This is a genomic window from Pedobacter foliorum, from assembly GCF_013266735.1.
Classification (GTDB): Bacteria; Bacteroidota; Bacteroidia; order Sphingobacteriales; family Sphingobacteriaceae; genus Pedobacter; species Pedobacter foliorum.
This window is the reverse complement of sequence record NZ_JABSNU010000011.1, coordinates 91,705-117,747: the sequence shown is the minus strand read 5'-3', so window position 1 is coordinate 117,747 and position 26,043 is coordinate 91,705. Positions and strand designations below refer to the sequence as shown.

The window sequence follows — 26,043 nt, the reverse complement described above, 5'->3', positions numbered from 1 at the left end:
TTATTTTCTATTCTTAACAATTATAGTTTTCCCCTTAAGTTCAAATGATGCCTCGCCCGTGAGTTCTAGCTTTTTCAATACCATAGAGACATTCATATACTTTGTCATGATTCCTCCAAACTCAATACTTTTAAGTGATTCAGACTGAAATTCCACATCTACATTATACCACCTAGAAACCTTGCGCATAATGCTTTCAAGTGTTTCGGCCTTAAATCTAAAATAACCGTTCTTCCAAGCTACAACATCTTCTACATTAACTGGTATAACTTTTATACCCCCATCTTCATTTATTGCTTGTTGTTTTGGCTTTAAAAGAGTACCATTCACATCCACACTTCCTTCAAGAAGAGTAGTTCTTGTGCCAGCTTCATCTTTATAGCTGTTAATGTTAAAATGAGTTCCATATACAGTGACCAATTGACTATCTGACACTACTCTGAAAGGTTTTATTTTATCTTTTGCAACTTCAAAATAAGCTTCTCCGGTAATGAATACTCTACGCTCTTTTGATGAAGCAAAATTAACGGGGAATTTAATAGAAGAAGCCGAATTTAGCCACACATGGGAGTCGTCAGGTAAAATCACCTGATATTGTTCCCCTCTAGAAGTAGTTAGCGTATGGTATTCCAACTCTGAGGATTCAGCAGGAACTAGTTGCTTATAGACCAGTTCGCCTTTTGAATTTTTCTGTACCTCAGCCCCCGCTTCTTTCAATAACTTTTCATTAACAACTGAAGAGAGAAGAATTGTTTTTCCATTAGCAAGTGTTAATGTAGCCTGATTGTTGCCTGGAGCAATATCATTTCCACTAACCTTAGCCATCTGTATAACAGGCTCGTTATTTCCTTTGAAATACCACATCCCCAGACCAATAGCAAAAATAACAAAGACCGCAGCAGCAATACCTTTCCATAAAGCAAATACCCGCGAGCGTTTAGTACCTATTTCTTCCTTTATCCTATTAAAAATAATCTGTTTGTGTTCTTCTTCATCTCTTGCATACAAATCAGAGACTTCTAAAGGTTCCTCGTTAGTTTGGCTAAACCATTTGTCAACCTCATTCTTTTCTTTTTTGGTAAGATTACCCTGAAGATACTTATGGGCAAGCTCTTGAAGCCTGATCTTATCCTTTGTCTTTGTCATCTTTCTACGTAGATATATATTAATAAGTACCCCAACTCAACCAAATGATACAAAAAATATGCATTTTAGAGTAGGAAACCAAATAGGAAGGTGTGCAGTCCTGCACGAAGTATTTTTTTTGTTCTGACCAGATTAGAATTAACTGCCTTTTCAGACATCCCCATCTCATAAGCGATTTCCCTATGGCTTCGTCCTTCGTCCTTATTCATACGATAGATCAAAGCACTCTTTTCCGGAAGCTTGCAAATCATGTCCTCCAGAGCAGAACGAAGCTCATCAAAATCAAGATATTGCTGAGTGGAATCATCAAGCAAATCATACGTCAAACCATTACTCTCTTCCGCTAATCTTTTAATTCTTTCTCTGTTTAAAAACTTCAATACTCTATATTTTATAGAGACGATTAAGTAATTCTTAAACTCCGACTTGATCTCTAACTGTTCTCTTCTTTTCCATAAGGATACAAATACATCCTGAACAATATCTTCTGCCGCTGTCATATCACCCGTTTTTTGGACAGCGTAATACAATACCTGCTTCCAATAGCGGTTATAAATTTCAGTAAATGCATTCTCATTGCCCTCACAAATCAATGTGATCAACTCAGAATCAGTAAAATCAGGATACGCTTTCATATAATTAACCCTCGATCTGACTACTACTTAGTAAAAAACTTGTCCCAAAAGATTTTTATTAAATTAATAATTTATAGTTAAATGCCATATATAAATATAATCATTTGACCTTTGCAATTTCATAAACATGGGAGAGCTATTAAACGAAATTATAGATTACCCGAACATACTTATTAAGAATTTTCATCAAAACATTAAGCGAATTTGGCAAATATTCGAAAATCATTCAAGTTGCCTTTTAGTTAACCATTAACTAATGGTTATTAAACCAAAAAAACGAGGTAATGTGAATTACCTCGTTTGCAACTAAATATTAATAAATGTGTTCTTTTTATAATTCTGGATTAAATGTACCGCCCCAAGCAATGTTCTGCTTTAGATTAGGATTTTGATTAATGTAATCTAAAGGAATTGGGAAGAAATAATAAGTATCAGGTACCACCATTGTAGTAGGTCCTGAAGTTATTAATTCTGTAACTGTATAACCAAAATTCTCCGGCAGCAATGTATATGCAGCTGCATTACTTATGTCAGTTGGATTTACCTGATCTGCCGTACGGCCATTAACTGTAGTTGCCATCATCCCATATTTATGTATGCCATTTAATTTAGTAGCAAATAGACGGTGGCGGCGCAAATCCCAATAACGTTTTCCTTCAAAAGCAAACTCCACATACTTTTCATCTAAAATAGCGGTACGCATCTCCGCACGACTCATCCCTCCTTTTAAACCATAAAGGCCATCTGATCCAGGTAAAATACCAGCCCGCTTTCTAATTGCTATTAAAACAGCTTGCGATTCATTACTGTGTCCGGTCTCATTTGCGCTTTCAGCAAGGTTAAACAAAACCTCCGCATACCTAATTTCGTTCCAATCATAATCACTGGTAGTTGGTGGCGCAGGTAAAGCTAAATTTAGACCTTTACTTGTAAAAAATCCGGTACGATAAGCACTCTCTCCCTGAATTGCAAAACCAAAGGCATCAAGTGAAGATGCTACATTCTTCATGGTATATTGACGACGTCCAGCTTTACCGCTAAGCGCGAAAGGAGCACCATTATAAACTATCGTTTGGGCAAAACGCGGATCCCTATTTAGCCAAAAGCTTTGCTCATTATAAGTATAAGCAGAAGTAGGATCGGTTATTTTTTTCCCATCTAACATTGGATAAGCTTGTACTAAGGCCCAAATTGGTTGATCACCTCCTGTAGCATTTTTCGATTCTGAAAGTGGACGAACAGCATCGTCTCCACGCAAATTCACTTTGCCTGGATTAAGGCCGATTACGGACATAATACATTCTTGATTGCCTTTTACAGTAAAAACATTACTATAGTTATCCAACAAACCATAACCGTTTGCATCCAAAAAGGTTTTTGCGTCACTATTAGCCTGATATGCAGCAGCCCAGTACTGATTGTCATACGGGTTAGCAGAATTAAATTGAGGAGATGCTTTATACAACAAAACCCTGCCTCTAAATGCTTTAACCGTAGCTTGATCTATGCGTCCTCTATCATTCCCACTATATTTTGGAGGTAAGGCCGCTTCTGCCTCATTCAAGTCACCTTCGATAAAAGTAAAACATTCAGCCGTTGAATTTCTAGGTACTTTTAATTCGTCATTTATACCTTGAGCTTCCTTAATAATCGGTACGCCACCATAGTAAACTAACGTTTTAAAGTACAAAAATGCCCTCAAAAATTTGGCTTGCGCAACTAAATTACTTTTATTTGCATCGGCTAATGTCCCAGTAGGTATTGTATTTATAAATATATTAAGCTTTCTAATGACGTCATATGGCCAAAAAATCCTGGAACTATTTACTGTAATAGCATCAGGTCCTGTAATACCACCGCTTTCATCTGCAGAATTACCGTCGTTTAATGGCCAGGAATTAGGCAATGAACTACCATATAAATTAGCCAAGTAAGCATTGGACTGGGCTAGATCGTTAAAAACACCATCAGGTGGGTATTGGCTTAAGTTTTCAGCTTTATCCAAAACTTTTGAACAACTACTAAAACCAATTGCTATAATAAATGTACATAGCAATATATATAAACTAAACTTTAAATTTTTCATAATTTTTATAGACTAAAATGTAACATTTAAACCCGCAGTATATGTTTTCATTAAGGGGTAAGAATCTAAACGTTCTTGTTCAGGGTCATGTTCTTTAAAGCCAGAGATTACAAATAGATTGGTACCATTAGCAAAAACCCTTACTTTTTGTAAACCAAGGTGTTTAATCCATTTATCAGGCAACTCATACCCCAAATCAATGTTCTTTAAACGAATATAGGCCCCATTTCGAATCCAAAAAGTTGAAGGGCCACCACCAACATTCTGATCGCCAAACATATCAGAAGCCATTGGATATTTGGCATTAGGTGTTTCAGGGGTCCAGTAATCTCTAGCCCAAATTGCAAAATATGGTCGGTCACCTGTCTGGAATACACCACCAGATGAAGTATTCCCTGTGTTCACTATTTTATCATATGCGCTTACACCCTGAAAAAGACTAGATAATGAAATACCTTTCCAGGCTATGCGAAAGCCAAAGCCAAAATTAATACGTGGAATTGCATTGTCAGACAAGTAAGTCATATCGTTATCATCAATTTTACCGTCAGGCCCCTCAGAGAAACCCGCTCCTCTAATATCTTTATACAAAATATAGCCCAACTTTGGTTTAGAACCATATTGCATATAAGTTGACGGTAATGCATCTAATTGCTCTTGGGTACGAATTATACCCAATGACTGAAGACCTCTTATTCTGTTATTGGGATGACCAATCATGCTCTGCCAGTTGTTTAAATAAGTGCCATCCGTTAGTGCAGCAGCTTGATCAAAAACATCCCATTGATCTTTAGAGTAACCCATGTTTGCAAAAACTGAATAGTTAATTTCTCCTTTAGTATCGTTCCAGCCAAGTGAGAGTTCATAACCTTTCCAAGACCTTGCAGCATAATTTACAGCTGGCAAAATTGCGCCTAAAGTATTAGGAGTAGAAGCGAGCCTTCTACCTAAAATATCAGAAGTTTTTTTTGTAAAATACTCCGCGGAACCGGTTAACCGATTATTTAGAAAGCCAAAATCTAACCCAATGTTAAGCATTTTCGTAGTCGACCAGGTGATATCTGGATTAGGCAATGTACCTGGTGCAAGTCCATCAGCCAGGCTTGATCCAAAAACGGTACCACTAGCTTTAACGAAATTCTGGCTCCATTGAAACGGAGCAATAGGGTCTGATGTTGTACCAAATAAGTCGTTGCCAGAAGTACCATAGGATCCACGTAATTTTAATTCAGACAACCACTCTATATCTTTCATAAAATTCTCTTGACCTAAACGCCAAGCTGCGGACACAGAAGGGAAAAATCCCCATCGTTTACCTGGTGCAAACCTGAAATTACCATCTTCCCGAAATGAGAATTCTGCTATATACTTATCTGCATAACTGTAATTTAAACGTCCAATAACAGAAGAACGTGTTTCTATACTTTCACGACCAGAAAAAGTACTATTAACCGCATCATCTGATGCGTTAAAAAGTTGATCAATATTATTAACAAGCAGTTTTTGTCGCATGCCAGACAAACTCTTAAAATTTGTTCTCGCTTGCTCATAAACAGCCATAGCGGTTATTGCATGCTTACCAAAAGTTCTATTGTAGTTTAAAAACCAATTTAAAGTATTGGAATCACCCAATCCAAATCCTTCTTTAATATTTGGATAATCATTACTCATTGTATGAATATTGATTAGTTTGGGGTCAATAGGTCCCGGAACAAATTTATTATTTAGGCTATTTGTGTTCGTTTGAAATTTATAAACCTGATTAAAAACAACAAATGATTTAATATTATTATCATTAGCATTGTATTGAGCCTGAAGAGCAGTAGATAAGCCAGGTATATATTCGCCTAAATCTAAATCAAATCGCAAAATCCCATCTAGATTACGTAATTTATTATGTATATAAGCCGGGCTATTATTAACGGCCCAAACAGGGCTCCAGGAGCCTGCAATTACCGGTAAATCGTTGCTATTATAAGATGGATTTCCAGAACCATCTACATAAAACGGATAAAGACGGGTCCAGTTAAAAGTAGCACGATAAAAATCTCCAACAGTGTTACTTGCTGGATCATCATAAGGCCAATACCATCTGTTATAATTGCGTTGGTTACCACTAAGGTTTAAGTTAATCTTTATTCTTTTTGATACATTTGCTGTAATATCAGAACGGAAATTATAACGATTAAAATCTAAATTATTATATGAACCATTTTCTGTATGATAGGATAAGTTCATATTATATTGTATGATTTCTGATCCACCACGTAAACCTATATTGTGTTCCTGAACAGTAGGATTCCGCCATATGTAATCGTTAATGCTATAGCTTTTATCTTTAAAATAATCAAAAATATCCTTGCCATACTGTTCAGGTTGCCCCTTTCCTCTCGCCACATTATTATCATACCTCAACTCTTCAGTAGCGGTATAATCTTGCTGTGGTTGAGTTGTATTGGAAACTGAAAAAGAGTTCGAATAATCAAAAGTTGGCTTTTGAACGACGCCTTTTTTAGTGGTAACTAAAACAACCCCGTCACCGGCTTTTGAACCATAAATAGATGCAGTAGCTGCATCTTTTAGGATACTAATACTTTCTACCTCATTTGCATTCAAGGCATCAAAATCAGCTTTCGACTTAATGATTCCATTAATTACATAAAGCGGTTCAACAAAACTACCACGTATACGAATGCTTGATGCGGCACCAGACAAACCCGACGAACCTACAATTGTAGCCCCAGGTAATCGTCCGGCTAATGCATTTGATAAATTACTAACTGGAATGCTTGCAATGTCAGCTGTTTTTATAGTACTAATGGCTCCGGTTACGCTTACCTTTTTTTGCGCCCCATACCCCACTACAACTATTTCCTCTAATTTTTTATTGTCCTCCTCAAGTGTAATAGACAATACTGTTTTCTCATTTGAAATAGTAATTTTTTTTGGCATATAACCAATGGCGCTAAAAGATATTACATCGCCGGCCTCTGCTATAATTTGAAAATTACCACTTCCATCTGTTTGCGAGGAAACACCTGTGCGTTCAACCTTAACGCTAATTCCAGGTAATCCTTCCCCTTTATTATCAACTACTTTACCTTTAACGCTGGCAAAAGCAGTATTATTTAACAATTGGCCCAACGGTTCGTTTAGACTAATTGTTCTAGGGGCGACATATTTTTTGGTGCTATTTGGCCTTGCTTTTACAATTACTGGATGGCTTAATTCGGTTGCTGCCGATGCTAAACTCCCCCCCAGTAATGCGAGCATAAAAATAGATGCCCTACTAAAAAGTAAATTTTTAAGTTTCATACATTTGGTTTGTTTGTTCTTGATTTGTTGATTTTTTGCTTGATTAGTTCATCAGTTTCTCTGTCTGTTTCTTGCTTTAAGGATTTGTGATTAGTAATTGGTTATTTACTAACAAGTACCCCAAGCAACCCAAATGATTCAAAAAAAAATAAAAAACTTTCTAATGCAGGAGAATAGGAAGAATAGCATATTCTTACCAAATGTGAATTGATTGTATTTTCAGATTATCCCTATTGAAAAGGGCAGGAATAGCTAGAGTGGTAAAAATATTTCTATTTGCGTACCCGATAATTTTTCTGAATGTATTTTGATTTTTCCATCTAAAAGGTGTACTCTGGTATGGATATTATTCCAGCCAATACCTTTTGAACGCCCAATTGCATCTTCGTCCAGTCCACATCCATTGTCACTTATCCGCAATACAATCCCGATATCATTAGTACCAATGGTCAAATGAATCTGGCTGGCTCTGGCATGTTTGATCATATTGTTTACAATTTCCTGTACCACCCTGTAAATGGACAACTCTTTTAACATTTCAAACTTCCGCTCAATTAAGCCCTGTTCAATGTCTATTTCCATATGGGTACTGCCAGATGCATTGATCTTTTCAGCAAGGTCTTCCAACGCTTGGAATATCCCAAAATTAAGTGCTTCCGGTATTAAATTATGTGAAATTCTCCGCAGTTCATCAATGGTTTGATCAACCAGTTTCATTGATTGCTCTAAAGACGGAACTGGCTTTTCTACAGAAGACAAATTCATCTTAACCAAAGAAAGCATTTGGCCCAGCCCATCGTGCAAATCCCGGGCAATACGGATTCGTTCATTCTGCTCTCCTTCAAACAAAGCCTTAGCCGAAACCTCCTTTTGTCTGAATACTTCTTGCTGCAACTTCTGCTCCTGTTTATGTCTATAAACCCGATAACTAAAATAAAGGGCAAGTAAAACCAGTATAAATATCAGGGTAGCAACCAACAGCCAGTAATTTCTTTTAGTGATTTCAAATTGCTGCTGCTGAATGATTTTATGCTTTTTTTCTGTCTCATATTTGACATTCAATTCAGACAGTTGTTTGGCATTTTCGATGTTAATGAATTGATCCATCGCTGCTGAAAACTGCTTTCTATAAGCATAGGCATTTTTGTAATCCCCTGCTTTGGCAGCTGCCTCAGCCATACTGTCGTATATAGATTCCACTATCTCTAATGCGTCTATTTTTTTTGCAATGGAAAGTGCTCGCTCACAATATAGAATGGCATTCTTATAATCTCCGATCTCGCCGTAGAGGTTTCCTATATTGTTATAGGTCGCTGCCATCATCCACTCATCCCCTGTTTTTTCGGACAATGAAATGGCTTTAAAATTGTACTTAAGCGATTCCTGATAGTTTTTCTGAAATTTATAAACAATGGCTACGTTGCTCAAGGCCATAGAAATTTTTGCTGTAATATTTTTTCTGGTGTAAATATCCAGCGCATTTTTGTAGACCTTTATTGCCTCGTCAAACTTCTTTTGCTGTTCATATACCGTACCCTTGTTATTCTGGCAATCGGCGATTAATTCCTCATCACCAACAGCCACAGCTAACTGTTCTGCTTTGTTATAATAGGTTAATGCTTCATTGAATTTTTTCCAACTGATGTATAAAGCACCAATGTGTTTGAGGATAGCAGCTTGTAATTTTCGATTCTGAACACTTTCTGCTTGCGTAAGCGCTTCTTGATATAGCCCCAGCGCAATAACATTTCTTCCCTTATCTGCGTAAATCCGGCCAACATTCATTTTAGCCCGGGCGATCAAATCAAAATTATTACTTTTACTAGCCTCTACAATAACCTGATTAAACAATACTTCTGCAGTATCCGTATTGCCCTTATTCATTGAATCAATTGCTACTTGCAATTTAGTAGCAGCATTTTGTCTTTGGGCATCAGCCTGGCCAGAGAGCAATAAAAAATAGAGCAGGCAAGTCAAATACTTCATCAAGCGTATTTATAAAGTAGCAAATATATCTTTACAAGATAGCTAATTTTATTTACAGATGAAACCTTTACCCCCACACCGAGAACAAGCCACATAATTGGGAATTTGGTATGTGCCACCGCCGGATTGACCAACATAATTGGTTGTTTTATTACCATACCTATCAACAGAATAGGTATCTTTTGTAGACCAGGACAGTTTTTGTTCAATAGGTTTGGATTCTATGGCCTTTCCATGACAACGTGGACAAGAAACTTTGTTTTGACAGCCTGTACCCTTCTCATCAGAGGTAATTGTAGCTAGCGGAGTAACAACTTTTCCATTATTCATAGCAACACTATTACCAGATGGGGCTTTGAACATTCCATTATAAAAATCATCATTTAAAAATTCACCAGTGTAGGTATAGCCATTATTAAATGTATAAGTTCCGTTGTCTTTTAAATCATTCTTAAAAACACCTTCAAATTTGTCTCCATTAGTGAAATAAAACACACCGTTTCCATGTTTTTTTCGGTTAACAAAGTTGCCCACATATTTATTGCCACTAGCGAACAACACCGTTCCGAAACCTGTAATACAATTTCCTTTTATACAATCATCACTTTGGCCTTCTAACTCTTTCCAATCTGAAGCAGCAACTTTTTCATCTGCTTTTATTTTTGTGCCTTTGTTATAGAACACGTTTTCCTTTTTACCATTTTTATAAGTGATAGTACCTTTCCCATCCTCTAAGCCATCTTTAAAGCTCCCCTCAAAAGTGTAATCATCATATTTCATCAGGCCATTACCATCCGGCTTTTCATTTTTAAACTGGCCGGTATAAATGCACCACCCAAAATCATAAGTACCTGTTCCGTTCTTGCAATCCCCGCTTTTACATTGCGAATAGGCTTTTGATGTCATCACTATAAAGAAAAGCAGTATATATTTTATGGTATTCATTTCATTAATCTTTTATACCCAACTGCTTCGCTTTGGCTTCATCCATTTCTGCTAAATCAGCTTTACCATTCTGCTTATAAATAAAACTTCTCAACTTGTACATCAAATAGAAGTCTGGATATACACTTATCCCCTGTGTGATGGTTTTTATGGCTTCATCAATACGCTTCAGGTTACTTAAAGCAGTTGCTTTATATATAAAGCCGTCTCTACTTTTAGCATCCAAAGCCAAAACCTTTTCGGCAGCAGCCAGTCCATCGTTATCTCTTTTCAGGCTGAGCAAAGTGCTTGCATACAGAGATTGATAGAGTGCACTGTTTGGCCTTACTGCTACAGCTTTTTCAATATTCAATAAGGCCCCATCATAGTTTTGTTCATGAAGCAATACATCTGCAAGATTAAAATATGCATCACCTGCATTATTAGGTTGCAAACCAATGGCTTTATTAAAGTCAGACTTGGCCAAATCATTCTTCCCTTGCTCCTTGTAAACAACTCCTCTATTAATAATTGCATAAAAATTACCTAGTGCTATCGCTTTTGTATAATCCGTAAGAGCCTCATCATACTTTTCTAAACGATAATTCGCCACACCCCGCATATTGAAGGCTTCATTGCTTTCAGGAGCTAAAGAAATAACCTTGTCATAATCAGCAATACCTTGAGTATAACGACTAATAGCCACAAAATCATTTCCACGGTCTAAATAGACATTGGGGAAATTAGGATTGAGTTGAATAGCTTTGCTATACATACCAATGGCCTGTTGAATTTTATCCTGTGCATCCAAGGCATTCCCTTTAACAACATAAGGCATAAAAAAATTGGCATCTCTGGCAATGCAGGCATCCATAAGCATAATTGCCTCATCGGCCTTACCAATTTTCACCGCTGCTCTGGCTTTGTTGATGCTCAGGTTATCGTCGTTTTTATTGAGCGACAAACCTTTTGAAGATACTTGATAAGCTTCCTGATTTTTACCCAATTCCAAATAAATAAAACCAAGGGCTTTAATTGCATCGAGGTTGTTTGGATTACCAGTAATTATTTTTTCGAACGCCGCTACAGCTTCGGCCTTTTTACCACTTTCGAAAAGTTTAAAGGCCTGTTGTTCTTCTACAGATTGAGCGAACAAAGCAACTGCAGCAAAATTAAGAAATAGGTTTAAAAATATCGTTTTCATACTTATTTTTTATCTTCATACCATCCAGCAAAAACCCAGACTTGTAGCTCATTCTTATCATGATCACTTACCAACGCGGCCATCCATTTACCATTCTTTATATTAGTCATTAACATATAATCAACCTTTCCCTGGGGTAAAAGTGAAACCTTTGCCAATCCTTGATAGTTATAGTCGTTCATAAATTCATTCATCTGTTTTTGTACCTCAATTTGTTTAAGGTTATAATTGTGATAAACAGCATAATACCCTAATTCACCAACAAGCTTCAAATTTGCAAAATACACTGTGTCTGCATCAACCTGATTTATTGATGCTTTATAATAGATACCCTTATCATTTTCCAAGAATTTTTCTCCAACAAATCCTTTGAAATTCTCGGCACCGCTGGCCATAATGTCTTTGTAGACACCAACATAATCTGGTTTTTGTGCAAAAGCTTGTATTGATAAAGCACAAAATAATGTTGCAATAAGTACTTTCATTTTAGTATGAGTTAATTGTTTATCGAAGGTACATTGAAATCAATCTGGCTTCAATAGGGTGTAATCCTAAATCTCATAGGTATAAGTACCTATTTTAACCACAATAGGTATTTATACCCATCATTATTAGCACCAATCCTTATTGTAGGGTTCTAAATTTTGGCAGAATTTTGATCAAGCACAATTGCCATAAAAACTATTCTATCCTAATATCTCTTAAATTATAAAACATGAAAAAAATACTTTTTAGCCAACTTGTGTTGGCAATGCTGATAATAACAGCTTGTAAAAAGAACAAAAGCGACCAACCTGAAACTACCTCAGGCAATGCAACGCTCACAGCGGGCAATTACGGTTTCGATGGAACTGCCAGCTTAGGTAAATTTTCATCTACCAAAGTGGGTATTACACAAATAACAGTTAATGGGTTAACTACTTTTACCCTATCGGCGATTAAAGATGGCAGCAATGAATCTATCAGCATTGTATTGTTGCAAAAAATCACAGCTACAGGTACAATTACTTTAACTTATAATGGTGGTACTGGTGGAATTGTATTAAGCAAAGATTATACAAAACCAGGCGACATGAGCCTTAATTACTCTACCGAACGCTTCTCTGCTACAGGAAAAGGAGGCGGAGAGATTAACATTACCAAACTGGATGGTAATACCATTGAAGGTACATTTTATGCGATCGCTTATAATAACACAGGTAAAGAATCATTTGTTGAGCAGGGTGCTTTCTCCGGAAAAATTCAGTAATCTATTTATACAGCATCAATAATTAAACAATACTTAGACATGAAAACACCAAAACTACACCTGCTTGTGCTCTTACTAATGGTAGCTTTTACCATCAAAGCACAAAATTTACCTGTACAGGAAGCCAATGGACTAGGTGGACTGCAGCAATTAATAGGCACACCCGCAGCTGACATTAAAATAGCCTTTGCTAAGCTGCAATTTAAGAGCGACTCTGATGGGAATTTATTCTATAACAATGATAATTTTAAAATCAGTTTCTTTTTAACCGATGAAAAGGTGAACATCATCAGCTACACAGCAATAAGCAAAGATGAAAAAGCAAAATTCAAAGCTGATCTCGCTGATCAAGGTTACGTAGCTTTAAGCAATAGTAAGATAACAGATTACGCCAAACCTTTAGGTGAAGGCAATTTTTATCACATCAAAGCTTACCCTAAAGACAGTTATATGTTTACTAAATTAAATGATGAAAGTTTAACAGCTAGGGTTCCTTATACCTCAACGAAAGAAAATGGCACAGTAGCTACACCAATTGCCAATGGTAGACAAACCTACTTATTTCAGTCACAATGTAAATCGGGAAGCAAACGGTTCAATGTAATTTCAAAAGTGGATGCCGATTTAGCTAAAAATACTTTCGATGAGGTGAAACAGGCTGCTTTAAAGATCATCAGTAACAATGCCTGGCAAATTCAAACCGAGCTAAAATACCTTGGCACCGCTGATATGGTTATACTGAAAGGCCAGCCAGGTAAAGATTATTCCGTGTCTACGAATAGCCTGAATTGAAAATCCTGATATTAGGTATAAGCTGTATGTGATTTACTCTTTAACTTCAATGTCATTATCAACTAAAGCATTTTTATAGCCAAGTGAATAATTAATGGCACCCCATGCGGTTAACATGGTGATAATATCTTCTTCTTTTAATGGACCTGTAATTTGATTTTTACAAAACTCCAGATATTCCGTTTCAGTCATAATCTTTATCTCAAAATAAAAAAACTTCCCGTATGGGAAGTTTTTCATGGTACTCGCAAATATACTATTAACAAATGTTTTCAAAGAGGATATGAAAAAAAGTGTCTGTATTTATAATTTCCAGACTGATTTTTAAAATCAAAAACAGATTTCACCGAACTATTTAATAGCGGCTTTAAGGGTTATTTTACTACAATAATTTATTTAATTTTTTCCGAGACTCTGGATTTTCTTTTATGGACAAACACTTTTTAAAACATTCAATCGCTTTTGATTTATCGCCAATTGCCAGGAAATAGTCGCCATAAGAATCGTAGACATTATCACTTTCAGGATAATTGTCAACATTTAGTTTAAATAACCTTCCGGCTTTGGCATATTGCTTTTGCTGCAATAGTTCATAGCCCAAGCCGTTTATCATATTTTCAGGTGGGGAAACCTTATAACCAAACAGTTTTGAAACTTCCTGATAATGTTTCTCGAATTTATTTACTATATCTACCTTAGGATCTGTCAAATCTTTAAAGGAAAACTTAAAACGATACTTGTTAAAAATGAAGCGTAAAGCATCATATTCTGTGATTAAGGGTACAGATCCGTGGTCATCATTACTATAATATTTACTTTCATACCTTAACCCGTTTTGCTTTTGCGTTTTAATATATTTATCCAAATCAAGAATTGAACGGATATGCCTGGTACCACTAGATGTGTCACTCCGAACTTTAGTTATATCCATGCGCTCATCCATAGTATTTGCAATTCCTAAATACAAAGTAGTACCTGAAAAATTCTTTTCTTTCAGATATTTCTTAGTTGTATTTAAAAAATTCATTTTATCCCACCACATGCTTGGGTCTATGCAAATGTAAGAGTTGAACAATTTTGTATGGTTTATTGCGACGTTCATTACTGTTAAGCCTCCAAGTGAATGTCCGGTTAATATTTTGTAGGGTTGCGTTGGGTATAACGAATCAATACGCGGCATCAATTCCTTTTCAATAAATGAAACAAAGCGTTCGCCACCCCCTGATGTTTTTGAAAATGCACTGTCGATAAAAGGCGGGTCTGCATCAACATGTGTTGGAGTTAGGTCTCTTGTTCTGTCGGTGTTTGGAATGCCAACTACAATCATTTCGGGGCAAATAGTATTGCCATTTACCTGGCTGAGTTGCTGAATCATACCTACTACTGAATAAAAATGGGCATCACCATCCAATAAATATAATACAGGATATCGCTGTTTAGAATCAGCGTTCCAGCTACTTGGCACATAAATCCAGATTTTTCTTTGCTCATTCAGAATTTTCGATTGGATACTATCAATTGTGCCGATAGTCACTTTATTGTCCTTTTGAGCCAAGGCACACAATGAAAAAAATGTTGTAAGAACTGAAAGAATTATTTTTTTCATTGTCGAAGGATGATTTACTGTTATTAAATATCGCACAACTCCTAAATATTAAGACCGCTTATTTTATGAAATCTTCGATTCAGATAAATCAGATAATTTGATATTGAGCATAGTTGTTACTTCAGTAAACCTAAGATAATGAATTTCCATTGAAACATAATTACATCAGTAAAAACAACAATAAGCTTATGATTTTGTTAATTACTCCTGATTGTTTCGATAAGTTCAAACTTCACCGTTACGTTTTCGTTTCCCAGCGCAGCGGCAAGACCGGAAGGATTATCGATCCGTGCGATACTCGTATAACGATATGACGTTGAAAATGTTTTATAGAAAAGCACTAACGTATTGGAGCCGTACAGCAAGAGATCTCCCGTTTGGATTGTTCCGGGGTTGGCTGCATTAGACGGCAATGCGGTCTTAAAATCGAAATACTTTTCATTGCTGTTCAGCTCGGTCAAATTTAGGGTAAGCGGTAATCTTGCTTTAAAGGCACTTCCCGTCGCATTGTTGCTTAGCGTACCTGTAAACACAGCAGTGCCTATTGTAATCTTCATTTTACTTCCCGCTGGATCATTAGTGTTTTCATTGTTATTCTTCGCATTATCAGATGTTATTCCCGGATCATTATCCTTACCACAGCTTGAAATACTTAAAGATAAGGAAACGAACATCATAACAGTTGCTAATAGATATTTCATATAATTGGCTTTAAATTCTAGAATGTCGATGCATCGATTACGTATCTGTATCTCGCCCGTTTGTCCACAATCTTGTCCCAGGCATCATTTATCTCATCTGCTTTGATGAGCTGCACTTGCGGATAGATCTTATTTTCTGCGCAGTAGTCCATCACCTCCTGTGTTTCTGGGATACCACCAATCAGAGAACCATTAAAATTTACGCGATTGAAGATCATGTTGAAGTTGTTGATCGGGAGCGCCCCATTGATAGGTTGTCCAACCTGCGTAAAATAGCCATACGGCTTTACACAATCTATGTATGGAGACATTTCATAGGCATATGGGACCGTGGAGATCATGTAGTCCAGCTTGCCCCTCCAAGGTTTTAAGTCTTCCCCCGAATTCACAACGATCGCTTCTTTCGCGCCAAATGATTTTATATCATCGGTTTTTGATGCAGACGTAGTAAATGCGTAGACTTCGGCACCTTTGGAAACAGCTATTTTGATCGCCATGTGTCCAAGCCCACCGATTCCAACTACACCTACCTTATCGCCTTTTTTCATCTTATATTGCATCATTGGTGAATAGGTGGTAATACCTGCACAGAGCAAAGGCGCTGCATATTGAAGGTCAATATTAGTCGGGATTTTAATAGCGAAATGTTCGGTAACCACGATATTATTGGCATAACCCCCTTGTGTTATACCAGTTGGTGATGATTTTTCGGGAGTACCATAAGTACCTACCATTCCTGTCGTTTCGCAGTGATGTTCTTCTCCGTTCTTGCAGCTTTTGCACTGCATGCAGCTGTTGACCATGCAACCTACACCTGCCTTCTCGCCAACTTTGAACTTGGTAACGTTTTTACCTACTGCGGTAACGATGCCCGCTATTTCGTGGCCAGGAACCTGTGGGTATACCTGCTTTCCCCAGTGACCCTTGATAGTATGGATATCAGAGTGGCAGATTCCTGAATATTTGATTTCAATTAAAATATCGCTGTCGCCTACTGGTCTGCGCTCAAAGGTCCAAGAAGTTAGTTTGCCATGCTCGTCTTTTCCTGCAAAGCCTTTTGATTTGATATTGCTAGCCATAATTTTTTGTTTATTTACTTGCGAAAGAACCTGCAATGGGTTACCAAGTACTAAGCCTGCACCCACTACTGCCGATTGCTGAATAAACTTTCTTCTTGATGAATGATTGTTATGCTCCATATTGATTTTCCATTTTTAAATGTTTTTAATGAATTTTGCCGGAACCCCTCCGACAACTGTATTTGGAGCGACGTTCTTTGAGACAACTGCTCCAGCTGCAATCACAGCATTTTCTCCTATGGTTACCCCTGGAAGTATGGTTGCTCCTGCACCAATCCAGGCATTTTTTTTGATGTGGATAGCTTTAGGAATTAACGAATGTCGGTCTTCCCTTGAGGTTGGATGTCCTTCCGATAATAAACTTACTTTCGGAGCAATAAACACATAGTCCTCAATGGTAATTCCACCCAAATCCAAAAACACACAATCGAAATTGATGAATACATTTTTACCAATTTTCGTATGCTTTCCATAATTGATGTACAAAGGCGTAAATACGTTAACAGTTCCGTCAATTTCTGAACCTATAATTTGGCTTAAAAAGCCTCTAATCTCTTCCGGTTCAGTTGCAACATTCATTTGGACCAAAAGCCCTTTTGTCGCAAAAGACGCTTCCATCATTTGATAAGCATCCGGATCCTTTGGTGAAATGATTTCACCATTGCGTAACCTCTCGAAAATATCTTCTGTGTTCATCCCCATATTTTTTATAGGAACAAAGGTAAAACCATTTAAAAGGTGTTTTGTTACATTTATTTCGCAAGTAATATCAAATATTACCTATTATTAATTAATTGTTCTATTTTTACTTAATATGGCAGAAAATCAAAAAATTATGCTCTGCAAAGCGGTATCGGCAAGTCAATTTCCAGAAGATTTTAATATCCGGTTTCATACACATATCTATTGTCAAAGTGGGAGTGTGAAATTTGTCTTTAATGGCCAGCAATATCAAAGTAAAAAAGGCGAGTTTATCTTTTGGTTGGCGGGTATTAATGTTTCAGACTTGTCTTTTTCAAAAAATTTTAATGCCACAATTTTGTTTGTCGACAGCGATTTACTTACCGCAAGTTTGCCGAGTGCCACGGCGAGTATCGACAGCATTATACATTCCAAAGAATATCCGATTTTGCATCCGGATAAAAAAGACAAAGAGAAAATCCTGAAAAATTTTAAGTTGCTGTACGATATGTCACAGGAAACAAACCATCGGTTTTATGAGGAAGCACTTAAACTCCAAATGCAACTTTTTCTTTTGGAAATGTGGCACATTTTTGAAGACGAGCTCGACAGAAAAAAACGAAGCTTGCAAAGCGGAACCTTATACGAACAGTTTATACAATTGGTACAGGAACATTGCATGACACTGCGGGAAGTACGATTTTACAGTGATAAGCTGAATATTACACCCAAATATCTTAATTACATCTGCAAGGTCAATACCGGAATAACCGCATCTGAATGGATACAGCGTAACGCAAAAGAGCGGATCATTATACTGTTGCAAAATAAGAACCTTAATATCTCCGAAATAGCCGATGAAATGGATTTTTCGAGCCGTTCATTCTTTACCCGCTATGTAAAAAAACTTTTAGGCGTTACTCCGAAGGAGTATCGGGAGCGAATTTGATAAAATTTGTTCTAACTTAATCTGCTAGTCCCCCGTAATCATAAAAGCCTTCAGCAGGAATACTTAGAACTGTACTCCAAAGTATATCGTTAACGAAGATTTTCAAAAAGGACATGAAAAAAAGTACCAATATTTATGATTTCCCGACCGATTTTTAAAATCAAAAACGGATTATATCGAACTAAAAATCATCTCGCAACTTTCGTATTTGTTCAAGTGCTGCTACGTCAATCTGATCTTTTGGGCGATTAACAATCTTCTTATTCTCAATTAGTTGATTAATATGCAAAAAAGGAACATTTACGTTGTCAATATCCGCAATAGAGGCCATTTCCAAACATTCGTCAAAGGTATATCCCTCAAGCCCCTTCATTTCAATGAGTATATCCAAACGGAGACCATTGTTAAGGTGAAAATCGGTCCAGCCAAGTATAAATTGCATAGTTTCGATTAGTGGATAATCTCCCATATCACATTTTACAAATGCTTTTCTCAACTGCTTTCTATTTTCTAAGGTGTCTTTTAACCAAATATCTAAGTCACCTGTAAAACGTTGGTAGCCGTGTAAATTGGTGGCGTAACCACCGACCATAATATATTGCACATTATACTCTTGAAGTGCTCTCCAAAAATTTAGTATCTCTTCATCAAAGATGTCCACAAATTACTTACTGATAAATGGTTTATGTGATATAGAGGCCTTACTCATGGTCTGTTGTATTTTATACAAACGCGTAGCCATTTCAAAACGTTCTTTATAGCTTCTTTTTAGACCTTCTTTTAAAAGTTCCAATTCGGCCTGATCAAATGCTTGTTTCCTTTTGTCCATGAAATATTGACCTTACAACTGTATCAAATTTACATAAAATGCTTGTCATTAACAAGGGGGCTGCAGACATAATCTGCAGCCCCCTTTAATAATTCTCAGAAGAAATTTTAACACCATACTAACACAGTATTAAAAATATGTACCCAGGAGCAGATTCGAACTGCCACGCCGTTGCCAGCACCAGCCCCTCAAGCTGGCGCGTCTACCAATTTCGCCACCTGGGTATCTTGGCTGCAAATATATATTTATTCGCAATATAAAGTCAAGCCATCATAAGCTAATTTGATATTATCAGGCAATTCTTTTTCAACAACCTCATGAAGGCCCATATTATGGCTTATATGTGTTAAATAAGTTTGTTCTGCTCCTATCTTCTGAGCAAATTCAATAGCTTCATCTAATGTAAAATGAGAAATGTGCTGCTCCTTTTGCAACGAATTTACTATCAATATTTTAGCACCTTTAATTTTAGCTATAGTCTCTTCAGAAACGGTTTTTGCATCAGTTATATAAACGAAATCATTTATTCTGAAGCCTAAAATTGGAAGTTTATAATGCATTATGTCCAGAGGGACTATTACAGTCTCACCTACAGAAAACGGCTCATCGCTAATTGTATTTAAATCAATTTGCGGTAAACCCGGGTAATGTGCCTCAGCAAAAATGTAAGAAAACTCTCTTTTTAAAGCATGCTGAACCCGTTCTGTTGCGTAAATCTCAATATCCTTCTTAAGGAGGTAATTAAACGGTCTGATGTCATCTAGACCGGCAACATGATCTTTGTGCTCATGAGTAAACAAAATCGCATCCAGATCCTTAACATTTGCCCTAAGCATTTGGTATCTGAAGTCCGGTCCACTGTCAATAACAATAGTTTTATCGCCTGTCTCAATCAATACAGATACCCTTAAACGCTTATCTTTATAATCGGTAGAGCGACAAACAATACAATTGCATGCGATTACAGGAATACCCTGCGAAGTACCTGTTCCTAAAATCGTGATCTTCAAAATAGAGGAATTACTGTCATACCGCCAAACTTAGAAAAAATTGTTAAAAAAAGCTTATCTCAAATCAACTACTTCTACCCCGGGATACTTCATAGCATCAAAAGCAAAAGTAGATTCGGGAACCTTTACATTAGGTACAAAACTCTTTATGGAATAAGCATATTTGTTGCCATTCTTATCAAATATCAACACATTAGCAATTTGCTTAGCTGCTTTATCAATGCTCAAACGAATCTTAAAAAAGGACTTCTTGGTATCTATTGGCGACAAATCAATCATGTGATAAACCTTACCACCAACCTTACTATCACCGGTATACAGATACTTGTAACCTTTTTCATATACTGTAAAAATCCTTGCAGGATTTAATACATCATCGCTATTATCAACACTGGTAAGCTGCACCTCTTTGTCATCTTTTAAATAAGTCCATTGGCTTTTACCATCGCTAATTAAGTCCTGATCCGTCATAACAACCTTATACTTATTAGCGCTTGCTTTTGCAAACAAAGTACCTTGTTGTGTTTCTTTAATTTTTGCCTGTTGATTATCTAAAGTAAAAGTAAAATCAGCTTTAACAACATCGTACGAGCGGTACTTCTTACTTACTTCTGCTAATATGGCTTTTGCTTTTGCATCAGTTTGAGCATAGGTGGAAAAGGTTAATCCCAACACAAACATCAACAACGTTATCTTTTTCATCATGTTCTTTAATTATTTACCTAGCTCATTCAAGAACTGTTCCAAAGCATAATCGTCGGGTATTAAAACCTCCCGTGCCTTGCTTCCTTCAAACGGACCAACAACCCCGGCAGCCTCCAATTGATCTATAATACGGCCTGCCCTGTTATAACCAAGCTTCAATTTTCTTTGTATTAAAGATGTAGATCCCTGTTGATGCATAACAATTAATCTTGCTGCTTCCTCAAACATAGAATCCCTGTCATTCGGATCAAACTCCAATTTAGCCGATTCCGCAGCCTCATCAATATATTCTGGTAGCTGATAAGCTTCAGGATAACCACGTTGAACACCAATAAACTCAGAGATTCTATCAACCTCAGGTGTATCAACAAACGCACACTGCAACCTGATCAAGTCATTTCCTGTAGATAAGAGCATATCCCCTCTACCAATTAACTGGTCGGCACCACCACTATCCAAAATAGTTCTTGAATCTATTTTAGACAATACCCTAAATGCCAAACGTGCAGGGAAGTTAGCTTTAATAGTACCCGTAATAATATTTACCGAAGGACGCTGAGTTGCCAACACAAGGTGAATACCTACTGCACGCGCCAGTTGTGCCAATCGGGCGATAGGCGTCTCCACTTCCTTACCCGCAGTCATCATCAAATCTGCAAACTCATCCACTATAAGCACTATATAAGGCAAAAATCTATGTGAATTATTCGGATTTAATTTCCGTTTAATGAACTTCTCATTGTATTCTTTCAAATTCCTTACCTGTGCATCTTTTAATAGATCATAACGCTGATCCATTTCTATACAAAGTGAATTTAAAGTATTAATTACCTTTTTGGTATCAGTTATGATTGCATCAGCCTCACCTGGTAGTTTTGCCAAAAAGTGACGTTCAATTTTATTAAACAAGGTTAACTCCACCTTTTTAGGATCGACCAACACAAACTTAAGTTGCGAAGGGTGCTTTTTGTAAAGCAACGATACTAAAATAGCATTAATACCTACCGATTTACCCTGACCAGTAGCTCCTGCAACAAGTAAGTGAGGCATTTTTGAAAGGTCGGCAATATAAACCTCATTAGAGATGGTTTTACCAAGTGCAATAGGCAAATCCATTGTAGTTTGCTGGAATTTCTCTGTTGCCAGGATACTTCTCATCGAAACCATTTCAGGATGCAAATTAGGCACCTCAATACCAATAGTACCTTTACCAGGCATTGGGGCGATAATACGAATACCTAAAGCGGCTAAGCTTAACGCAATATCATCTTCCAGGTTCTTGATCTTCGAAATACGAACGCCAGGCGCCGGGATAATTTCATAAAGCGTAACCGTTGGCCCAATTGTAGCCTTAATCTTATCAATCTCTATATTGTAATGATTTAAGGTTTCAACAATTTTATTCTTATTGGCCTCCAGCTCATCCGCGTTAACAGATATTTTGTTAGAGCCATAATTCTCCAACAAATCCAAATGAGGGTATTTATAACTGGCAAGATCCAGCGTAGGATCATAAGTACCAAATTGCTCTACAAGTTCTTCAGATTTCTTATCCTCGTCTGTTTTTTCAATCGTCAATTCAGGTTCAGCCTTAACCGGAACTTCTAGAATAGGTGATTTAGGCCTTTCGTCAATTGTTGGCGAAAGTATAATCGGAGTATGTGCAGCTGGAGTATGCATCACATTTACAGCCTGAGTAAATGCTGGGGCTTTCTCTTCTTCAACAACCTTCTCTTCGAACCTTGATGGAGTAACTACTATATTTTGCTCTCTTTTACGCTGATTACCAAGTTTATCATTCAATGTAAACTCAACAGGTTCAGAGGCAACTTCATTCTCCAGCTCAATATTATCTGGTGTTTCAGGTACAATCGTCTGATCACGTTTACGTTCCGGTAATTTAAAATCTATGTTATAAGCAATAATTAAAATGGTTAATCCTAAAAAAGCAATCAACCCACCTACGCCTGCTGCCCCAATTTGCGCAGCTAGTAATTTATTTGTCCAATAACCAAATTCACCTTCTAAAAAATGAGGGGCATTTGAAAAGAAAGAATGACAAAACCCAAGGGTTAAAGAAGTAAACAGCAAAAAGAAAAGGCTATAACCAAGCGTTTTTTCGAGTGCAAATATTTTCACCTTAAATAACAGTCGGTAACCAATAACAAAGAATACAAAAATGAAAAGAAAAGAAGCTACACCAAACCATTCATAAATGAATTGATGAGATAATAATGCACCTATTTTTCCGAGCCAGTTTTGTACTACCGGAGGAATATTTACCTGCTGCAGTTCTTCATAAGTTTTAAACAAATTGCTCCATCCACCATTTGCATCTATTACATAACTGTAATCTTCTTGCCAGGTAAATAAATAGGAAGTAAAAGCAATAAGAAAGTAAAGTGAAAGAATGACAAAAAACAAGCCTATGATCTTAATCGCTCTCCCATTCTGAAAATCCAGGCGGGGAAATAAATCTGATCTCTCCCTGAATTTCTTTGGGTCTTGCGATCTGGAGCCTTGCTTATCAGCTTGATCATTTTTAAAAGAATTGGATTTAAATTGGTTTCCCCTTACCGACATTTTTGTTACGAATATTAATAATCAACAAACTTAAATAATATTATTGCCATCTATGCTAAGATATTACAAATACCGCTAAACAACGTTTAATTCAACAACTTTATTCAAGCTATAAACGGCTATTTTTTCAAAAACTTTTAAACAAAATCAACATTTTCAAAATAAATCCTGTTAATATTTTAAACCTTTCCACACAATTAAAGTCATATGTACAAAGCGTTTAAGTTTTGATTTTTTAAATATAGTTTTGTTTTAGGGTAATCCCGCTTAGTATTCCACTAGGCGGGATTCTTTTTTTGATAAAACATTTTTCCCTAAGTTTGTTGATTTAATTAAGCATTTTTAATTTAAATTTAACAATGGACATTGCTCATCTTGAAAATTTAATAGAAACCGATAGGAAACAGGAGATTTCAGATCTTTTAACAAGACAGCCTCAACTTGCCAATCAAAAAACAAGTCATGGAATATCTCCCGTATTATTGGCGTGCTACTACAGAAAACCGGGAATAGCATTACTAATTGCAAGCTTTGTTTCCAACATCACCATATTTGAGTCATGCGCATTAGGGAAGTACGAACTTACTGCCAAATTGATTGCCCAAAATCCGGAATTAGTAAACTTATATTCAATTGATGGCTTTACTCCACTGGGTTTAGCTACCTATTTTGGAAACGAAGAAATCTGCAAACTACTGATAAGAAACGGTGCTGATGTAAATACCCCGGCCAACAATGGCTTTAATGTATATCCAATACATTCTGCCGTCGCTATTAAAAGCTATAACATTACAAAGATATTAATCGATGCCGGTGCAATAATAAATGTAAAACAACAGGCAGGTTTTACACCTTTACACGCTGCAGCACAACAAGGCGATATTGAAATGATTATTCTATTACTTGAGCATAATGCTGAAGTAGATATCCGAATGGAAGGCGGAAAACTCCCTGCTGATCTGGCCGAAGAAAAGGGTTTTGCAGAAATAGCAGAAATTCTTAGAGTTTAAAATCAGTCTATACATCCCAAACGCGCAAACGTATTTTCTTAATGTAATGTCTTACATCAAGAACAAGCGCAGCAAGAATATAGAACACAATAGGAAAACCTACGGCTAAAAAAGAAGAATAAATAAAAAACAGCCTGATTTTACTAATCGACATATTTAAACGCTCGGCGAGATAGGTACAAACCCCAAAACTCTGCTTTTCAAAAAATGTAACAATGCGTTGGAACATCTTATTTCTTTAATATTTTAATTCCTATACCACAATTTAAACATTTTTTTTGAGTACAGTAATATTTATTTAATTGTAATAACGCTTGAGACATAAAAGCATTGTGTGCTTTTATCCCCGAATCTAAATATTGTTCAATTATTATATTGTCTTCAGACGGAATTAAGTCTAGAAAATCAAACGCTCTATCCATAAATTGTGGCTGATCAGTATACTTACCATAAGCAAATAAAAATGTGCAAACTGTATTTATCAGTACATTTTGAATAGATTTTCTTCCAACCTGTACACTTACTTGCTTAGTGCATTTGTTAAAATGAAAATGTGTAAGCCAATAATCGTTAACCGGTAAATTTTCAAACAGCTGATACAATTGAGCCAGATCATCAACCTCTAAAATTTTTGAGAAAAGATGGTTTGACTTAATAATCAATGCCGAAAACTGTGCAAGCCTTATTGTCGGAAAACTCTGGGGCCTCATCCTTAAGAATTTCCACAATGATTTATCAATAGGCTTCAATCCGTATTTCTTCTTTAAAAAACTATACTCACTTTTCAACCGAGTAGGATATTCATCCACTAGCTCTTCCTCCAAGAATCCGGCCTGTCCAAAAACAAGCGCCTCAATCGCCAGGTTGTTATCTTTATTCTTCGCAAGGATATGCTGAGGCAATGAATCAGCAAGCAACTCAAACGGAATTGCATTTACTTTAAAACCAAAATTACCAGCCATAAAGCCATAAAATGTCTCATCCCAATCCCCTTTTAGCTTATCTAGTTTTTCAAGAACTGCACCGGACTTTTCTTCAAATCGTTCAACGATTAATCGCGACATCATGCCCTTAATACATATCTTATCCACCTGTCCTATTTGTTTAGCACATGGAAACTTATTCAGCGACATCATTATTGCATTATAATTCAGCAACAACTCTTCTTTAAACAAACCTTTTAATGCCAAAACGGGAACCACCGTCCCATTCATTCTATAAATTGGCTTATCCTGCTCATAAACTACATGAAGTATTACCGATTCATAGGATTTATCCTTTCCATGGTTATGTAAAATCCAATCGGAAGACTTCGTATGAATCTCCACATTACCGGCCCATGTTGTCTGATCTATAACAAGCTTTGCCTGATTAAAATCAGGACCTGCATGTGTATTCAGCACACCAGGATTTAACACCTGAAGTTTTTCGCCACCAACGCAATAAAGCTCATTTGTGTTAAAGAGTCTGAATTGCCAAATAAAGTACAAGAAGTTCTCTGAGAAATGCATCCCAACGAACATAATCCAAAAAGACTCACTTAAACAAGTAGG

24 protein-coding genes and 1 tRNA gene are annotated in these 26,043 nt (G+C 36.6%); 4 read left to right on the top strand and 21 right to left on the bottom strand.

Going from position 1 to position 26,043, the window contains the following annotated elements; genetic code table 11:
* The 8 genes from HQN83_RS19330 to HQN83_RS19295 all read right to left on the bottom strand — a co-directional run bounded on the left by HQN83_RS19330 (position 1) and on the right by HQN83_RS19295 (position 11,781).
* Complete coding sequence (locus HQN83_RS19330) at positions 1 to 1,146, bottom strand: FecR family protein (protein ID WP_173092453.1); 1,146 nt, start codon at positions 1,144 to 1,146, stop codon at positions 1 to 3.
* A 65-nt stretch (positions 1,147 to 1,211) separates the two neighbouring features.
* The gene (locus HQN83_RS19325; RefSeq protein ID WP_173092451.1) at positions 1,212 to 1,781 is read right to left on the bottom strand and encodes an RNA polymerase sigma factor; all 570 of its coding nucleotides are present in this window, start codon (positions 1,779 to 1,781) and stop codon (positions 1,212 to 1,214) included.
* Between the two features lie 331 nt (positions 1,782 to 2,112).
* Positions 2,113 to 3,867, bottom strand: a complete 1,755-nt coding sequence (locus HQN83_RS19320; RefSeq protein WP_173092449.1) for a RagB/SusD family nutrient uptake outer membrane protein — start codon at positions 3,865 to 3,867, stop codon at positions 2,113 to 2,115.
* Positions 3,868 to 3,879: 12 nt separating this feature from the next.
* The gene (locus tag HQN83_RS19315) at positions 3,880 to 7,182 is read right to left on the bottom strand and encodes a SusC/RagA family TonB-linked outer membrane protein (RefSeq protein ID WP_173092447.1); all 3,303 of its coding nucleotides are present in this window, start codon (positions 7,180 to 7,182) and stop codon (positions 3,880 to 3,882) included.
* A gap of 252 nt (positions 7,183 to 7,434) precedes the next feature.
* On the bottom strand, positions 7,435 to 9,168 hold the full coding sequence (locus HQN83_RS19310; protein WP_173092445.1) for a tetratricopeptide repeat-containing sensor histidine kinase: 1,734 nt from the start codon (positions 9,166 to 9,168) through the stop codon (positions 7,435 to 7,437).
* A gap of 48 nt (positions 9,169 to 9,216) precedes the next feature.
* Positions 9,217 to 10,113, bottom strand: coding sequence for an MORN repeat-containing protein (locus HQN83_RS19305; protein WP_173092443.1), 897 nt, complete (start codon positions 10,111 to 10,113; stop codon positions 9,217 to 9,219).
* Between the two features lie 4 nt (positions 10,114 to 10,117).
* Positions 10,118 to 11,296 (bottom strand): tetratricopeptide repeat protein, encoded by a 1,179-nt coding sequence (locus HQN83_RS19300; protein WP_173092441.1) that lies wholly within the window; start codon positions 11,294 to 11,296, stop codon positions 10,118 to 10,120.
* 2 nt (positions 11,297 to 11,298) lie between these two features.
* On the bottom strand, positions 11,299 to 11,781 hold the full coding sequence (locus tag HQN83_RS19295; RefSeq protein WP_173092439.1) for a hypothetical protein: 483 nt from the start codon (positions 11,779 to 11,781) through the stop codon (positions 11,299 to 11,301).
* 230 nt (positions 11,782 to 12,011) lie between these two features.
* Here HQN83_RS19295 and HQN83_RS19290 point away from each other — a divergent pair, with 230 nt between their 5' ends.
* Both HQN83_RS19290 and HQN83_RS19285 read left to right on the top strand, forming a co-directional pair.
* On the top strand, positions 12,012 to 12,545 hold the full coding sequence (locus HQN83_RS19290; protein ID WP_173092437.1) for a hypothetical protein: 534 nt from the start codon (positions 12,012 to 12,014) through the stop codon (positions 12,543 to 12,545).
* 39 nt (positions 12,546 to 12,584) lie between these two features.
* Positions 12,585 to 13,337 (top strand): hypothetical protein, encoded by a 753-nt coding sequence (locus HQN83_RS19285; RefSeq protein WP_173092435.1) that lies wholly within the window; start codon positions 12,585 to 12,587, stop codon positions 13,335 to 13,337.
* Positions 13,338 to 13,370: 33 nt separating this feature from the next.
* On the opposite strand, the gene HQN83_RS19280 is transcribed toward HQN83_RS19285, so the two are convergent.
* The 5 genes from HQN83_RS19280 to HQN83_RS19260 all read right to left on the bottom strand — a co-directional run bounded on the left by HQN83_RS19280 (position 13,371) and on the right by HQN83_RS19260 (position 17,425).
* Positions 13,371 to 13,577, bottom strand: a complete 207-nt coding sequence (locus HQN83_RS19280; RefSeq protein WP_173092433.1) for a hypothetical protein — start codon at positions 13,575 to 13,577, stop codon at positions 13,371 to 13,373.
* A 142-nt stretch (positions 13,578 to 13,719) separates the two neighbouring features.
* A complete protein-coding gene (locus tag HQN83_RS19275; protein ID WP_173092431.1) occupies positions 13,720 to 14,943 on the bottom strand; it encodes an alpha/beta hydrolase-fold protein in 1,224 nt (407 codons plus the stop codon).
* Between the two features lie 197 nt (positions 14,944 to 15,140).
* Positions 15,141 to 15,644, bottom strand: a complete 504-nt coding sequence (locus HQN83_RS19270) for a cyclophilin-like fold protein (protein ID WP_173092429.1) — start codon at positions 15,642 to 15,644, stop codon at positions 15,141 to 15,143.
* Between the two features lie 17 nt (positions 15,645 to 15,661).
* Complete coding sequence (locus HQN83_RS19265; RefSeq protein WP_173092427.1) at positions 15,662 to 16,843, bottom strand: NAD(P)-dependent alcohol dehydrogenase; 1,182 nt, start codon at positions 16,841 to 16,843, stop codon at positions 15,662 to 15,664.
* Positions 16,844 to 16,858: 15 nt separating this feature from the next.
* Positions 16,859 to 17,425: a DapH/DapD/GlmU-related protein gene (locus HQN83_RS19260; protein ID WP_173092425.1), complete on the bottom strand. Its 567-nt coding sequence runs from the start codon at positions 17,423 to 17,425 to the stop codon at positions 16,859 to 16,861.
* Positions 17,426 to 17,537: 112 nt separating this feature from the next.
* Between HQN83_RS19260 and HQN83_RS19255 the strand changes: the two genes are divergently transcribed.
* Positions 17,538 to 18,353: a helix-turn-helix domain-containing protein gene (locus HQN83_RS19255; protein WP_173092423.1), complete on the top strand. Its 816-nt coding sequence runs from the start codon at positions 17,538 to 17,540 to the stop codon at positions 18,351 to 18,353.
* A gap of 181 nt (positions 18,354 to 18,534) precedes the next feature.
* On the opposite strand, the gene HQN83_RS19250 is transcribed toward HQN83_RS19255, so the two are convergent.
* From HQN83_RS19250 to HQN83_RS19225, 6 genes are all read right to left on the bottom strand, one after another.
* Positions 18,535 to 19,014, bottom strand: coding sequence for a hypothetical protein (locus tag HQN83_RS19250; RefSeq protein ID WP_172660563.1), 480 nt, complete (start codon positions 19,012 to 19,014; stop codon positions 18,535 to 18,537).
* A 3-nt stretch (positions 19,015 to 19,017) separates the two neighbouring features.
* Positions 19,018 to 19,182: a hypothetical protein gene (locus HQN83_RS19245; RefSeq protein WP_173092421.1), complete on the bottom strand. Its 165-nt coding sequence runs from the start codon at positions 19,180 to 19,182 to the stop codon at positions 19,018 to 19,020.
* Positions 19,183 to 19,322: 140 nt separating this feature from the next.
* Positions 19,323 to 19,406: transfer RNA gene (locus tag HQN83_RS19240), tRNA-Leu, on the bottom strand.
* Positions 19,407 to 19,427: 21 nt separating this feature from the next.
* Entirely contained in the window at positions 19,428 to 20,192 is a 765-nt protein-coding gene (locus HQN83_RS19235) for an MBL fold metallo-hydrolase (RefSeq protein WP_173092419.1), read from the bottom strand.
* 54 nt (positions 20,193 to 20,246) lie between these two features.
* On the bottom strand, positions 20,247 to 20,897 hold the full coding sequence (locus HQN83_RS19230; RefSeq protein ID WP_246254548.1) for a LolA family protein: 651 nt from the start codon (positions 20,895 to 20,897) through the stop codon (positions 20,247 to 20,249).
* A gap of 9 nt (positions 20,898 to 20,906) precedes the next feature.
* Positions 20,907 to 23,480 (bottom strand): FtsK/SpoIIIE family DNA translocase, encoded by a 2,574-nt coding sequence (locus HQN83_RS19225; RefSeq protein WP_173092417.1) that lies wholly within the window; start codon positions 23,478 to 23,480, stop codon positions 20,907 to 20,909.
* Between the two features lie 359 nt (positions 23,481 to 23,839).
* Between HQN83_RS19225 and HQN83_RS19220 the strand changes: the two genes are divergently transcribed.
* Entirely contained in the window at positions 23,840 to 24,490 is a 651-nt protein-coding gene (locus tag HQN83_RS19220; RefSeq protein ID WP_173092415.1) for an ankyrin repeat domain-containing protein, read from the top strand.
* A gap of 7 nt (positions 24,491 to 24,497) precedes the next feature.
* Here HQN83_RS19220 and HQN83_RS19215 read toward each other — a convergent pair whose 3' ends face one another.
* Positions 24,498 to 24,719 carry a PspC domain-containing protein gene (locus HQN83_RS19215; RefSeq protein WP_173092413.1) on the bottom strand — a complete coding sequence of 74 codons (222 nt, stop codon included), beginning with the start codon at positions 24,717 to 24,719 and terminating at the stop codon, positions 24,498 to 24,500.
* A gap of 1 nt (position 24,720) precedes the next feature.
* On the bottom strand, positions 24,721 to 26,001 hold the full coding sequence (locus tag HQN83_RS19210; RefSeq protein ID WP_173092411.1) for a DUF2851 family protein: 1,281 nt from the start codon (positions 25,999 to 26,001) through the stop codon (positions 24,721 to 24,723).
* Positions 26,002 to 26,043: the final 42 nt, after the last annotated feature.